This is a genomic window from Paenibacillus peoriae KCTC 3763, from assembly GCF_000236805.1.
GTDB classification, from domain to species: Bacteria; Bacillota; Bacilli; order Paenibacillales; family Paenibacillaceae; genus Paenibacillus; species Paenibacillus peoriae.
Genome location: NZ_AGFX01000009.1, coordinates 176,630 through 191,171 on the forward strand (window position 1 = coordinate 176,630; position 14,542 = coordinate 191,171).

Sequence of the window (14,542 nt, forward strand, 5' to 3'; positions counted from 1 at the left end):
TATTTTTGAATTTTTGTTAACACCAAGCAGCCAGTTACTGATTGAACTTCGGTGACTGGCTGCTAAATTTGCAAGGTGTTTTCTATTTACTATTCACCAAGAGTACAGTTATGAAAACACAGTTTGGCTAAGTCAAAGTTCTCTAATTTAATGTGTTGAAGAAAGCTTGAATTCATCGGCTAACAGTTTGTACGCTTTATGACGCGCAACTTTGTCTGTATATGCTTCCCATAACATTACTTCATCGACCATGGTCTCTGATGCCAGATTTCTTAATTGATCAGAAACTGTTTTAATCCCTCCGATAATGAACCGATTCCTGTTTTCTTTACGTGCTTCTTTTTCTGCTAAAGAATAAACATGTGAATGCGCTTCTTCCAAACTAGGAAATGGCTGTCCTTGCATTAGGGTACCCGCGTACATCCTAGCCCATAATAATTCAAGAGGAGCTGCCAAATACTTGGCTTCATCATCCGTTTCTGCGGTGATTACAATGGTTGAAACAATACTTCGTGGTACTGACATAAATACAGATGGTTTGAACCGTTCTTTGTAAGCACGTAGTACTGGCACAGTCATTTGCGGTGATAAATAGGACGCGAAGGCTAACCCAAGCCCTTCTTTGACAGCAAAATTCAATCCACCATCACTTGAGCCCAACATATATAGCTCAGGAATCGCTGGTTCCCCTGAAATAACTTCAATATTTCTGAATGGATGATCTGAAGCAAAATTCCTTGAGAAAAACGAGAGTAACTCATTCAACTGCTCAGGAAAATTAACCACTTCTTGTGAACGACGTAGTGCGTAAGCAGTCAGTGCATCTGTCCCGCTTGCTCTGCCGATTCCAAGATCGATTCTTCCAGGATGTGCAGCTTCTAAAAGTGAAAAATTCTCTGCTACTTTGAATGAGCTATGGTTGGGTAGCATAATGCCTCCTGCACCTATTCGTATTCGTTCAGTGCGTGCAGCAGCATACATGCTCATTAAATCTGGAGCAGTACTTACTTGATTACTGGTATTATGATGTTCTGCAAACCAATACCTCGTATAACCTAATTGATCAGCTAACTGAACTAGTTCAATAGCATCTTGGATGGTTTTTGAAGGTGTATCACCATTCATAATCGTTGCAATATTGAGGATAGATAACTTAAGTTCTTGCTTTTTTGGATGAATAGACATATTTTTTACTCCTCACCTAATCGTTCTTCTTTCTGCCAATCACTTGAGATATTTGTTTCACATAATGAACGAAAAAAGAAATGTCATACTGGTTCACAAGACAATGTATAGGGGATGATTTTAGCTGCTAAGGCTAGCTGCTCATTTAATCTTGTATCCCGAGTAACTCGTGAATATATGAGCTTAAATCTTATTGACTACTTGATTTTATCATGTTAGTTTATATTGTGAAGTACGTAAATTGTTTTGACTAGCTAATTTAAAGTTAGTAAATATGCTTTGACTAACACTTGTGAGAGGGGATGTCATGAAATCTACAGAAGAGATGGTTTGTATTAAAACCATTAAGGAAACGATGGACATCTTTAGTGGGAAATGGGCAATCATTATCATAGGAGCTCTGCATGCAGGAGCAAAACGTTTCAATGAACTTAGTAAAGAATTAGGGATAAGAACCACATCGCTATCTGATGCTTTGAAAAGTCTGGAGTCTAACGGTATAGTTACTCGCACAGTTTACCCTACAATTCCTATTACAGTAGAATATTCTTTAACTGAAAAGGGGAGTGATTTCGGAGAAATTTTCTTGGCTATTAATGACTGGGGAATTAAATGGATCAAGAAAGACATAGATTATTCAAAATAGCGGAATAAAATGTAGATGTTATTTCTAAGGAATTATCACGTCTTTTTCACCAAACATAACGTTTCTCTATATTAGGGGAGAGAGCAAAAGAATCAAACTTATTAACAAGATAGTCCTACAAAAATGTCGCTATTAGCGACATTTTTGATTAAAAATATTAAAATTTTTCTCACACTGATAAAAGAAATTATTCAACAGCAAATAATAAAAAAATACATACGTGATAAGTAGGTATATAAAGTATACTAACATCATTTATTTTGAGTACTTTATAAAATATATTAACTTGATATAATAGGCCTTGCTAAGGAACTTGAAAGTGACTAGATCAACTTTCAAAAATAGTGATTTTTAATTCATAGAGGAGTAATACGTGATGAAAAATAAAATACAATCAAAATCAATAGTTCATATGAACGCCTGGAGACTGCACGACTACGGCGGTATAGGTGCTATGCGCCTTGAAGAAATCTCTCGCCCCACCCCAAAAAAGGGCGAGGTCTTGGTACGGTTACTTGCAGCAGCTACCAACCCATTTGATTGGTACATGGCAGAGGGAATGATCGCTAAATGGGAAATCAATTTGCCAATCACATTTGGACGCGATGGAGCAGGAATCGTGGAAGAGCTTGGTGAGGGGGTGACTGAATTCAAAGTCGGTGAGGCTGTTTATGGCCAAGCAGATCCAGCGGAGGACGGGACCTTTGCTGAATATGCAGTCTTTCGTGCAGATCGCTTAATGCGCAAACCTGAATCTTTATCCTTTGCTGAAGCTTCTGCTTTGCCAAACACGCTCTACGCAGCTTGGAATGCTCTGTTCTCGACTAAAACGGGTATGGATTTACAACCTGGGCAATCTGTATTAATCCACGGAGCAGGTGGCGGAATTGGAAGCTTAGCACTGCAACTTGCTAAGTGGCGTGGTGCTCATGTAATTGCGGTGGCTGCTCCGAAGCACGAAAACCTTTTACGTGATCTCGGTGCCGATCAGTTCATTGATTACACACATCAGCATTTTGAGGAAGAAGTGATCGATCGCTTAGACGGAGTAGTAGACACCATTTGTGCAGAGCCGGCAAGTAAGTCCTACTCGATACTGAAGCCAGGTGGGATGTATGTATCACTGCTCAGGACACCTGATCAGAACGAGGCTAAAGCAAAAGGTGTTCGTGCAATACTTACATTTGGTCCAGACAGCTATTCCGCAACGAACGAAATTGAGGCAGCAGTTGCAGTTGGTGCTGTTCGCCCGATTGTTGACAAAGTATACCCCCTAGCCCAGGCACCGACTGCCCTAATTGAATTGAAAACGGGTAATGGAATAGGGAAGATTGTACTTAAAATTAATGAATCAATATAACGATTACTTGTTGAACTGAAAATGTTAAAGGATTCAAGTTCCTATCACTAGCGTAGATAGGAACTTGAATCCTTATTTAAACAGGTATTTCTTCAGTGAAATAATCCAATACCATACAACCAGCCCCCTGAGCCACAATATTGTAGGCTGCAGTGGACTTAATTATTTCGACATTACTGTTTGGATGAAAACTTACACGATCCTGTGCAGTTTTAGCTGCGACATCAAAAAAACGCGGTTTCGGCACTAGTGTACCTCCAAAAACCACAATTTCTGGACGCAATAAAAAAATCAAATTACTAAGGCCAATCCCAAAATAATAGGCTGCATCTTCTACAACAGCTAAACAGAGTTCATCGTTTTGTTCTAAAGCATGTAAAATATGAAATAAATCAATATCTTCAACATCATTAACTTCACATGACAGCATGGAAGGTTTACCACGTTTTATAAGTCGAATCAATTCCTCACGAATAGCTGGCAAACTACTGTAAGCTTGAAGACATCCGTATGAACCACATGAGCAACGCCTACCGTGGATATCAATAATGATATGTCCAAAGGTATCCTCCGTCTCACGTTTACTACTGACTAATCTCCCTTGTGAAATCGTACCACACCTAATCCCAATATCACTGGATACAAAAACCAAGTTGTCCGTCTCTTTCCAATAGTTCATACGATATTCAGCAAGAGCAGCTAAATTGGTTCCGTTTTCTAAGAATACAGGGATATCCGTTTTGTTTTTTAAGTAGTCGACAATATTCAGATCCCATCCGTCTGCAGGAAAGTGCTGCGGGTGTGAAATAGCCCCCATGTCAGGGTTGAACGAATCCAGAACCCCAATACCGATACCTAGCAAATTCTCTTTAGGAATGTGATTCTGATCTAATAAGTTATCAACGCATGCTGCAATATAGTTTAATGTAAATTCTCCAGTGCATTCAGAGGTCATTTTTAATTTTTCAACGCTTATGATATTTAGCTTTAAATCAAGGAGTAAGATCGTAGTATATAGACTTGTTAGTTCTACACCAACTAAATAATATGAATCTGGCTTAATAACATAGGCTAAGGGTTTACGTCCACCACTTGATTTTCCAATCCCACTATCATAGATAAGACCTTCCTCAACGAGCTCTTCTAGTAAACGACCACAAGTTACATGTTTAAATCCAGTATGTTCAGTTAGTGTGTTAATGGTTACAGGACCCAATTTACGTACTAAGCTATATAACAGCTTCAAATTTTTTGCTTTAGGTGAGGATAAGTCCTCAAATTTATTTAGCATATTATTTCTCCTTGATATGTGATCTATGGGAAACTAAATCAATACAGATACAGTTTATTATCCAACTTTTTTTATAATAGTTCCACTCCATTTAATTTTTATTCTACAAAATTGCGAATTTTAAACAGAACTGATTTACATAATAAATATCGCGTTTATTACTTTTATACTTAAAGATTAAATAAAAATATTTGAAACGAGATAAATTCACTTGGGAACACTATACTTTTTATATAAATGATAAATAGTTATTTACAAAAAGAGAATAAGCCATTAGAATTAACTATAGAAAGTGCTGTAGCAAGAATCTTGAAATGGTCGTTAAACGTTTCATAGCACAATATATTTAGGAGGAATGCAACATGCAAAAAATGCAAGATATTCAGGAAGCCAGAGACTTTATCATAAGTAAGACCTCGTATCGTCCAACAATTGGGATGATTTTGGGATCGGGACTGGGGACATTAGCTGATGAAATTGCAAACCCTTTCACAATTCCCTATAGTGAAATCCCTCATTTTGCAAAATCAGAAGCAGTAGGACATGCGAACGAATTAGTTATTGGGGAGCTAAAGGGAAAAACTGTGGTTGCGATGAAAGGACGCTTTCATTATTATGAAGGTTTTACTCTTGATGAAGTAACTTTCCCTGTTCGTGTAATGAAGGCTCTAGGAGTTGAAAACCTGCTCATCACTAATGCGTGCGGTGCCGTCAATAAAGAATTTAAACCGGGTGAGTTAATGTTGATTACGGATCACCTCAATATGGTCGGTACGAATCCATTGATTGGACCGAATAATAACGATCTAGGTACTCGTTTTCCTGATCTTTCCCAAGTGTACAATGCTGAATTGCGACAAATTGCTATGGAAGTTGCAAAAGCGCAAAATACAACTTTACGCGAAGGCGTATACTCCTGGTGGAGTGGTCCGGCTTATGAAACACCAGCTGAAATTCGCATGATTCGTACATTAGGGGCAGATGCCGTTGGTATGTCAACCGTACCGGAAGCCATCGTAGCTGTCCACGCGAACATGAAGGTACTTGGAATCTCCTGTTTAACCAACATGGCTTGTGGAATTCTAGATCAGCCTCTAAGTCATGACGAAGTAATTGAGGTAGCTGCCTTGGTAAGAGAGAGTTTCATTGCTTTAGTTAAGGGAATTGTAGAGAAGGTTTAGTAATTAGGTAAAATCCGATGAAGAAAAAGGCGAGGTTATGAAAGGGTATATATATGTTATATTAGGTGCGATTTGTTATGGTTTATTATCGACTTTTGTGAAATTAGCCTATAAAGATGGTTTTATCGTTAATGATGTTGTTGGAATACAGCTCTTCTTAGGTGCGATATTATTATGGGGCGGAGTGCTTATTACTAAGGGCACGAAGAGTACAAAACAGAAGAAGTTTGTAACGCCAGGTAAAAGGGAAATAATATTATTAGTTACTGTAGGGTCTACAACGGGGCTTACAGGAATGTTTTATTATCTCTCACTTCAATATATTTCAGCTTCTTTGGCGATTGTACTCCTTTTCCAGTTTACATGGATCGGTGTGTTGCTAGAGGCAATTTTCAATAGAAGAATTCCTGAAAAAGGAAAGCTACTATCCATTATTCCTTTACTTATCGGAACAATAAGCGCGACCAATATTTATTCGACTGGAATTTCTGCCGTTCATTGGCTTGGCTTTTTGTTTGGTCTTCTTGCAGCACTATCTTATTCCATTTTTATGCTCGTTAGTGGTAAGGTCGCGGTTCAAGCAAACCCGATTATGAAGACAGCTTTCATGACTACCGGAGGTCTAATCGTTTGTTCGATCATTTTACCTCCAACGTTTTTAACAGACGGAAAACTGTTATTACAACTGGCTGTGCAATATGGGTTTGTTTTAGCTTTTGTCGGTCCCTTCCTTTCCACACTGCTTTTCTCGAAAGGTGTTCCGTTAGTGGGATCTGGAATAGCATCAATATTGGGGGCTATGGAGCTTCCAACAGCCTTACTAATGTCTGTCTTCGTCCTGAATGAGCACATTGGTGTTCCGCAATATGTAGGGATCGTCCTGATCCTAATTGGAATATCATTACCTGGATTACTGAAGAAAAATAAAAAGGACATCTTAAGCGTTTAAAACGTCCTTAGCTAGATAATAATCATAGATTAGGGAGGAATTTGGAATGATAAACAAAGATGAAATCTTTATGAAAAAGGCAATTGAGGTTGCCCTACAAGCCCGAAAAGAAGGGAATGAGCCCTTTGGTGCAATTTTGGTCAAAGGGGAGGAAGTCGTAATGGTTGGGGAAAATAAAATTAATACATTTTGTGATCCAACGCATCATGCAGAAATCGGTTTAATCCGGAAATTTTGTTCTGAAAACAATATATTTGATTTGAACGAATACACTTTGTATACAAGTTGTGAACCTTGCGTAATGTGTTCGGGTGCCATGGTGTGGTCTAAGCTGGGTAAAATTGTATATAGCGTATCACATGATCAGTTAGCTGAAATCGCTGGGAGCAACATTATGATCGCTTGCAATGAAGTGTTTGAGAAAAGCCCTCAAAGACCTGAACTGGTAGAACAAGTACTCAACGAAGAAGGTTTAAAAGTATTTGATGGATACAAATTTTCTCATTAAATAACTTTTTAATAAAACGAGAATTTATGATTTCATTGGACAACTTTGCTGGATAGTGAAGCTGTCCTCTTTTAAGTGTATTTTGTTACTGCCTAGAATCTAATAACTAATGATTCGGATAAAAAACAAAGGTGTGCGTTTAAAGGAGTATTGACTTATGAATAAACCATTTCAACGTATTCATTTAATTGTTCTAGATTCTGTTGGTATCGGAGAAGCACCAGATGCAGCATCTTTTGGGGACGGGGGTGCTGACACGTTGGGGCATATTGCAGAAAGAAGAAATGGATTGAATATGCCCAATATGGCTGCGCTTGGTTTGTCAAACATTAAAGAAATACAAGGTGTATCTAAGGCGGACTATCCATTGGCTTACTGGACCAAAATGCAGGAGGCTTCCAACGGCAAAGATACGATGACAGGGAATTGGGAAATTATGGGTTCAATTGTTGACAAGCCGTTTCAGGTATTTCCAAATGGTTTCCCTGCCCCATTGGTTGAGCATCTTGAGAGGGAGTCCGGTAGAAAAATCATTGGAAATAAACCTGCAAGCGGCACTGAAATATTAGAAGAGCTCGGGGAAGAGCACATGAAAACAGGAGCTTTGATTGTCTATACATCAGCAGACTCCGTTTTGCAAATTGCTGCCCATGAAGATATCGTACCATTGAATGAATTATACCGTATCTGTGAGATCGCGCGTGAAATAACTAGAAGCACTGAGTACATGGTTGGTCGTATCATAGCTAGACCTTTTGTTGGAGAAATGGGAACGTATAGACGTACAGCTAATCGACATGATTATGCATTGAAGCCTTATTCCAGGACAGTCATGAATGAGTTAAAGGATGCTAACTTTAATGTAATAGCCGTAGGGAAAATTTCAGATATTTATGATGGAGAGGGCGTCACCGAGACTATTCGAACCGTATCCAACATGGACGGGATGGATAAGTTTATTCAAGTAGCAAAGAAGGATTTTACAGGTTTGTCTTTCTTAAATTTGGTTGACTTCGATGCTCTTTTTGGTCACCGACGTGACCCACAAGGTTATGGTAATGCACTTGAAGAGTTTGATGCTCGGCTACCAGAACTGTTAGACAATCTCACGGAGAAAGATTTGCTTATTTTGACTGCGGATCATGGCAATGATCCGGTTCATCATGGGACTGATCACACTCGGGAGTATGTACCGTTACTCATTTATTCCAAGGCGTTTTTAGAAGGCGGAGAACTGTCTGTTCGCAATACATTTGCAGATATTGGAGCTTCCGTAGCTGAAAATTTCGGAGTCGAAATGCCGAAGCACGGCAGCAGTTTTATTCGGGATCTAATGTAACTAATAATGAAAAAGCCAGCCAACTTGCCAAAGTGGGTTTAAAGGTTTTATTGGTGGCCACAATGGGATCTGTTTTAACAGGGACAATTGTAGGACTGATCCTTTAATCTAGAGGCGCATTAACCGTTTACTTCAGACCTAGTCCAAATGCAGCTCAAAATGAATTTAGCTGCTTTATAGGTTTATTCTATTAAAAGGATTAACTAGTACACACTAGCTGGTCTATTTGGTTTGCACCATGCATGTAGTGGGTTATATAAGTTGTTTTGGTTAGCATTTAAAATAAAATGATTAGAACACTTTTAACAGTTTTATTACTTTAAAGTAGCATCAAGGGGGAGTTAACTATTGTAAAGATCTAGGCCGTGTTCGATTTAATGTTAAATACCTTATAGAATTCCTTAATTGAATGTGTAACCCCTTACAAAAATCAAAAGCACACTGGTAAGGAAAACAAGCAACTCAGAAAGTTGAGCTCAAAAGGAGACATTAAAATGACAATGATATCAAGACTTAGAATTATGAATTTCTTTCAGTTCTTTATTTGGGGGTCTTGGCTTGTTACCTTAGGTTCCTATATGATAAATACATTACATTTTACAGGTGCTCAAGTTGGAATAGTTTATGGCGCAAAAGGGTTAGCGGCCATTATTATGCCAAGCCTTGCTGGGATTATTGCAGATCGCTGGATTAAAGCCAACAGATTATATTTAATATTCCATGTTCTAGGTGCGATTTCTTTATTTATAGCAGCACAAATTTCAGATCCAACGACTATGTTTTGGGTGATATTTTTTAATTCGTTGGTTTATATGCCAACAAGTGCTTTGACAAATGTTATATCATACGTTGCGCTTGAGAAAGCGGGATTGGATACAGTAAAGGATTTCCCACCAGTTCGCGTTTTTGGAACAATTGGTTTCATTGTTGCAATGTGGGTAGTTAGTCTCAGCGGATTTGAATTAAGCAACATTCAATTATATATAGCTGCGAGTATCTCGCTTTTGCTAGCCCTATACTCACTTACGCTGCCTGATTGCCCAACATCTAACGAGAAGAGAGACAAGTCATGGATTAGTCTTTTGGGCTTGGATGCGTTTGTATTATTCAAACAGAAAAGAATGGTTATCTTTTTTCTATTCTCAACACTTCTAGGTGTTGCCTTACAAATAACCAATACATTCGGTAATCCATTTTTACATGATTTCGGCTTGAATCCTGAATTTAAAGATAGTCTCGTCGTACAGTATCCATCTATCTTATTGTCGGTATCACAGATTGCTGAAGTATGTTTTATTCTTGCCATTCCATTCTTCTTACGTAACTTTGGAATTAAGAAGGTTATGCTCATTAGTATGGTGGCTTGGACATTACGTTTTGTGTTTTTCGCATATGGTGAGCCATCTGGTTTTGGCTTCACGCTCCTCCTGTTATCCATGATTGTGTACGGCTGTGCATTTGATTTCTTTAACGTCTCTGGAGCTATTTTCGTGGAAAAAGAAGTCAATCCTCGTATGCGTGCAAGTGCACAAGGTTTATTTCTAGCCATGGTTGATGGAATCGGAGCATATGTAGGAGCTATTGTAAGTGGAAAAGTTGTAGATTACTTCACGGTAGATGGCGTGAAGGATTGGCAGAATATATGGTTAGTTTTTGGGGCATACACACTCGTGCTAGCAATTATTTTTTCTGTTAATTTTAAATATAAACATAATCGGAATGCTATGAGGGATGTAACAGCTAGTCATTAATAAATTAAAGTGCCTGTTGGCCAAAGATCTATTTAGCATTATTGCAAAAAATCCTATTCTGCCGATGATTTAAGTTAATTAACAAAACAGCTCAATACTTTTACAGATAACAATTCTTCTGGCTAGGAAAATAAAGAGTATTTTGATTTTACGTTGATTAATAGTCGCTAACTAGCGACTTTTTCTTTTTTTTCGTGATCCATAAATAATTATCTCAACTTGACTATCTGGTTACGTAATACTTTATTGTAGCCTTAGTATAATATTTAAGATTAAAGCCTGAGTGTGGCCGATTCACCATATAAAGATTTTAGGCAAATGATGGAGGTTTGTAACAATATGAAGTTCAACAAGGAGATAACAATTGTCGAATATAATCCCCAATACGCTGCATCCATCGCAAAAATGTGGAACGACAGTCATGAAAGCTGGGGGGGAGACAATTCAATTAGAACGGAAGAATCAGTTCTTAATGAACATCGGAATAGTGGGTATCTGAAGGTGTTTTTGGCGATTGCAAACGATGAGGTCGTAGGATACTGCAGCTTTTCACATTATAAGGAAGATGCTAACGCTCTATATATTCCTCTTCTCAATGTTAGGCCTGATTACCATGGCTTCAAAATTGGCAAGAGACTTGTTCTTCGTGCAGTTGAGGAAACTTTAAAGCTTGGATTCCCAAGGCTCGATCTCTATACCTGGCCTGGCAATATAAAGGCTGTGCCTGCATACAAGAAAAGTGGATTTTTCTGGGAGATGAGAGATGACACAACGCATCTGATGAATCTGATTCCATCGGTGTTGCAGACGGAAGCGGTTGAACATTATTTCGAGAAAATGAATTGGTATACCGATAGTATACGGGAAATCTTAGTATGTCCTGATGGGCGCGAGGATTCTGGTTTTGACTATTTTACATACATGTGGAGTAGGGATTCTTTATATCTGAAAATGGAATATGAGCGGACAGGACGTGGTCTGAGATTAATTGAAACGGATGATTATCTCATTAAGGCAACTATTCCAGATCATCACCAGTTACCTTATGGTGCTAATTATTCAATTGTGTATGAAGCCATCAACAAAAGTGGAAAACCTCTCCATTTGGAAATACAGAGTGTTACTAATTCCTCTATTCATTTTAATCTTCATGAAAAAAGGAACGTAGAGCTACAGGAACGGATTGAGGGCACTTTCTTCGTTCATCCCATTGAAGAGGAACAAAATGCTTTTCAGACCCACCCGGTAGTTGAGGCACGATTATTTATCAACGGGCTTTTAGCCACGTTTAAGACGGGTATAAAACCAACATTTCCTGTGAAGTTAAAAATACAAATACCTAATCGGACTGTGTTTATCAAAGAGGTTATTGAATTGGAGCTAACATTAGAAAATAAGTATGACACAGATAAGCTTTTTGATTTTGAGCTACCTAGTGACTCTATCCTCTCCTTCTGTGAACCTGCTATTCAGATGTTAGTTCCAGCTAAAGACAGGCGGACGGTTACTGTTAAGGCACGACTGTTATCCTATGGCATTTGGCATCATCGTATAGGCATTTATAACGCCGATAAGACTGACAACAGCGTGATATTATTTCAGAATACCAGCCTTGTATTTCCAGGAATACATGCGGTGTTTGGAGGTGAGACAGATCAGGAATGGCTAATTTCGAACGGACAGTATTCTCTTCGTTTGAACAAAACAAGTAATGTTGCTTCCGTTTACGAAGGAACTTCCAATGAAGTTCGTTTTCACTTCCCTAAATGTGGTCTTCCTTATACAAATGAGTATCAGAAAAATCGTGCTATACGAGTGTCATTTCGTCATGAAGAGGCTATGATCATGGAAGCAGAATATGACCTAGCTTCAATTAGTCTTTCAATTACTACGGTTATCATGTTATACAGTAACGGAATAATTAGTCGGCACCATGTTATACAAAACCAAGGTTCTAGTACTTTTGCAGAATCTCTGTTTTTGAAAGAAATATTTGAATTTGGACTTGAAGATACTATTGTTCCATATAAAAGCAAATTTCTGGATTTAAGAAAAGGGCCTGATGCCTCGGATTTCGATTATTGGGACGTAAGAAAAATCACGGAAAATTGGATCTTTGCGGATGATGGTAAATCAACACGAGGAATAACATGGCCTCATGAACAAGAATTGATTCTTGAAGATTCAAATTATGGTATACAACATTCGTTGAATGGTGTACCCGAAAGAGGTAGCGTGCAGACTGAACCGATCCGAGTGGCTCTTGGAACTTGGAAACATTGGCGTGATTTCCGCTCATATGCACTTGGTACAGAATCATCTCAGGTGTTAGATACCATCAGGCAACTAGAGACAAACATTAATCAGGGAAATCCTTTCGTTAAGAAAGCACTGGAACTCGAAATAATAGAGCACAAAAGCACATTTTTGGACGGAGAGATCAGTATTTCTTCTGCAATGGGCAGTATAGAGTCCAATAGATTCCCTGTATGTAGTGAACAAAACCGTACCAAAATGGAGTTTTCGCTTCCCTTGAAATCCACATCTAAGGCAGACATCTTGTCTATTCGATTAGATATGGAGCCATATGAGGAAGAGCGATTCCGCTTGGTGTTCCCATTATCAGAGCAAACAGTATCTACTTGGACGGATCAAATGGAGAACAGAGAAATCCTTACAGTAGATAATGGAGTTCTACAAATACAGGCAAGTAGTGATTTCGCACCATCCTTGTTCTCTTTAAAACATCTAGGAGTTGAGTGGTTAAGTTCATCATTTCCTCAGCCTGGACCAAAATCTTGGTGGAATCCATGGATCGGGGGTATCTCAGCTGAAGTCGATGGAATGTCTGAATCTAGCTTAATTGAGGAAAAGCGCGAGGCATCATTCGCGGAAATTATTGATAATATGGGGAATCATTGGACTGGCATCCGAATGAGTACAATGATTTTAAAGAATGAATTATTCAAAGGTTTGACTTTAGATCAATACTTTGTAATGTTGCCAGGTGTGCCAGTGCTTGCAACAGCTATCCAAGTAACACAAAATACAGGTGACTCATTATACCCGCTTAAGATAGGTAATACGACGTTCTACAAAGCGAGTAATGAACTATCAGACACAAGAGTATATGTAACTAATAGATTTGGAGATAATATGATTTACAAAGCTGGTAAAGTTGGATCCGAGATTATTAGTGCGAGCGGTATCATCCAGTATGGATCTCAGGAAAGAAATCACCGGTTGATTATGATCGCTCATCCGAAAGTAGACTCTTGTGAATCGTATGTAAATAATCAGGTTGTATTATCCACAGTGAGTGAAAAGATATTTGTAAAAGACGGGGAAAAAGGGTACGGAAAACCTCAGTTTTACGTTATTTCAGATCTTCTTGCCCCGGAGGAAGCTTATCAGGATTTACTTCATATACGTTTTGACCAATACAGTTAAGGAGGTTGCAACCATGAGAATAATAGATGCTCATGTTCACTTCTCCAACATTACGGCATTTAAAGAAACGGCCACGGCCCAATCCTTTGTTGATTATACTGCTGAGGGGCTACTTAACGAATTTAAAGATGCTGGTGTTATTGCCGGCGTTGGTATGGGGGTAACGGAAACGATCGGTGGAGCCTTCCCTGACCCGGCAGCGCTTAATCCTATGTTACTCGATTTAAGTAGCCCTCTTCTGGACAACCTTTTTACTTGTATAGGAATTAATCCATTAACCTTACACCTTGCTGGTCAGATTGAAGCTCTGGAACAGTCGTTAAGTTCAGAGCGTGTAGTTGGCATCAAATTGTATGCTGGTTATTATCACTACAATATTGGTGATGAAATTTATGAACCGGTGTATAAATTGGCAACTACCTATAATCTGCCGATTATTATTCATGGGGGACTGACTTATGCAGAGAGTGGACTACTTAAATATTCACATCCTCTGTACATGGAAGAGACATTTTTGAAATATCGTAACCTTACTTTTATGTTGTGTCATTTCGGTGATCCTTGGGTTATGGATACTGCAGCTATGCTTGAAAAGAACCCTAACCTGTTCACCGATCTATCAGGATGGATAGTAGGGGATGCGAACAAGGTTGACCGATTGTTGACAGAGCAAACATATACTGATCATTTTAAGCGTGCAATTGTTTTTGCAGAAAAGTATGATCGACTTGTATTTGGTACGGATTGGCCACTTGTCCCACTGGATCCTTATATTAGATTTGTTAAAAGCTTAATTCCGCAAATTCACTGGGAAGATGTTTTCTTTAACAATACAATACAGGTTTTTCCGAGGCTGAAGGAATGGATTGAAAAGGGCTAGTA

Annotated in this window: 11 protein-coding genes; 9 read left to right on the top strand and 2 right to left on the bottom strand. The window is 38.6% G+C overall.

All coding sequences use genetic code 11. The annotated features are described in order from the left end of the window. Positions 1-147 precede the first annotated feature (147 nt). Positions 148-1,185 carry an LLM class flavin-dependent oxidoreductase gene (locus tag KQI_RS0101875; RefSeq protein ID WP_010344992.1) on the bottom strand — a complete coding sequence of 346 codons (1,038 nt, stop codon included), beginning with the start codon at positions 1,183-1,185 and terminating at the stop codon, positions 148-150. A gap of 307 nt (positions 1,186-1,492) precedes the next feature. Here KQI_RS0101875 and KQI_RS0101880 point away from each other — a divergent pair, with 307 nt between their 5' ends. Further along, on the top strand, positions 1,493-1,831 hold the full coding sequence (locus KQI_RS0101880) for a winged helix-turn-helix transcriptional regulator (protein WP_010344993.1): 339 nt from the start codon (positions 1,493-1,495) through the stop codon (positions 1,829-1,831). A 376-nt stretch (positions 1,832-2,207) separates the two neighbouring features. After that, complete coding sequence (locus tag KQI_RS0101885; RefSeq protein WP_010344994.1) at positions 2,208-3,191, top strand: NADP-dependent oxidoreductase; 984 nt, start codon at positions 2,208-2,210, stop codon at positions 3,189-3,191. A 76-nt stretch (positions 3,192-3,267) separates the two neighbouring features. Here the strand turns inward: KQI_RS0101885 and KQI_RS0101890 are convergent, their stop codons facing one another. Continuing rightward, on the bottom strand, positions 3,268-4,482 hold the full coding sequence (locus KQI_RS0101890; protein ID WP_010344995.1) for an ROK family protein: 1,215 nt from the start codon (positions 4,480-4,482) through the stop codon (positions 3,268-3,270). Between the two features lie 362 nt (positions 4,483-4,844). Here KQI_RS0101890 and KQI_RS0101895 point away from each other — a divergent pair, with 362 nt between their 5' ends. From KQI_RS0101895 to KQI_RS0101925, 7 genes are all read left to right on the top strand, one after another. Then, positions 4,845-5,663: a purine-nucleoside phosphorylase gene (locus tag KQI_RS0101895; RefSeq protein ID WP_010344996.1), complete on the top strand. Its 819-nt coding sequence runs from the start codon at positions 4,845-4,847 to the stop codon at positions 5,661-5,663. A 37-nt stretch (positions 5,664-5,700) separates the two neighbouring features. Continuing rightward, the gene (locus tag KQI_RS0101900) at positions 5,701-6,612 is read left to right on the top strand and encodes an EamA family transporter (protein ID WP_010344997.1); all 912 of its coding nucleotides are present in this window, start codon (positions 5,701-5,703) and stop codon (positions 6,610-6,612) included. A gap of 46 nt (positions 6,613-6,658) precedes the next feature. Next, complete coding sequence (locus KQI_RS0101905) at positions 6,659-7,120, top strand: nucleoside deaminase (protein ID WP_010344998.1); 462 nt, start codon at positions 6,659-6,661, stop codon at positions 7,118-7,120. Between the two features lie 157 nt (positions 7,121-7,277). Further along, on the top strand, positions 7,278-8,459 hold the full coding sequence (gene deoB / locus KQI_RS0101910; protein ID WP_010344999.1) for a phosphopentomutase: 1,182 nt from the start codon (positions 7,278-7,280) through the stop codon (positions 8,457-8,459). A gap of 494 nt (positions 8,460-8,953) precedes the next feature. Beyond that, the gene (locus KQI_RS0101915; RefSeq protein ID WP_010345000.1) at positions 8,954-10,210 is read left to right on the top strand and encodes a nucleoside permease; all 1,257 of its coding nucleotides are present in this window, start codon (positions 8,954-8,956) and stop codon (positions 10,208-10,210) included. A 339-nt stretch (positions 10,211-10,549) separates the two neighbouring features. Then, positions 10,550-13,660, top strand: coding sequence for a GNAT family N-acetyltransferase (locus tag KQI_RS0101920; RefSeq protein WP_010345001.1), 3,111 nt, complete (start codon positions 10,550-10,552; stop codon positions 13,658-13,660). A gap of 13 nt (positions 13,661-13,673) precedes the next feature. After that, positions 13,674-14,540, top strand: coding sequence for an amidohydrolase family protein (locus KQI_RS0101925; protein WP_010345002.1), 867 nt, complete (start codon positions 13,674-13,676; stop codon positions 14,538-14,540). The last annotated feature ends 2 nt before the right edge of the window (positions 14,541-14,542 follow it).

Excerpts from the sequence above, each read along its gene's own strand:
- KQI_RS0101875 (WP_010344992.1), bottom strand. The coding sequence starts at position 1,185 with ATGTCTATTCATCCAAAAAAGCAAGAACTTAAGTTATCTATCCTCAAT.
- KQI_RS0101880 (WP_010344993.1), top strand. The coding sequence starts at position 1,493 with ATGAAATCTACAGAAGAGATGGTTTGTATTAAAACCATTAAGGAAACG.
- KQI_RS0101885 (WP_010344994.1), top strand. The coding sequence starts at position 2,208 with ATGAAAAATAAAATACAATCAAAATCAATAGTTCATATGAACGCCTGG.
- KQI_RS0101890 (WP_010344995.1), bottom strand. The coding sequence starts at position 4,482 with ATGCTAAATAAATTTGAGGACTTATCCTCACCTAAAGCAAAAAATTTG.
- KQI_RS0101895 (WP_010344996.1), top strand. The coding sequence starts at position 4,845 with ATGCAAAAAATGCAAGATATTCAGGAAGCCAGAGACTTTATCATAAGT.
- KQI_RS0101900 (WP_010344997.1), top strand. The coding sequence starts at position 5,701 with ATGAAAGGGTATATATATGTTATATTAGGTGCGATTTGTTATGGTTTA.
- KQI_RS0101905 (WP_010344998.1), top strand. The coding sequence starts at position 6,659 with ATGATAAACAAAGATGAAATCTTTATGAAAAAGGCAATTGAGGTTGCC.
- deoB (WP_010344999.1), top strand. The coding sequence starts at position 7,278 with ATGAATAAACCATTTCAACGTATTCATTTAATTGTTCTAGATTCTGTT.
- KQI_RS0101915 (WP_010345000.1), top strand. The coding sequence starts at position 8,954 with ATGACAATGATATCAAGACTTAGAATTATGAATTTCTTTCAGTTCTTT.
- KQI_RS0101920 (WP_010345001.1), top strand. The coding sequence starts at position 10,550 with ATGAAGTTCAACAAGGAGATAACAATTGTCGAATATAATCCCCAATAC.
- KQI_RS0101925 (WP_010345002.1), top strand. The coding sequence starts at position 13,674 with ATGAGAATAATAGATGCTCATGTTCACTTCTCCAACATTACGGCATTT.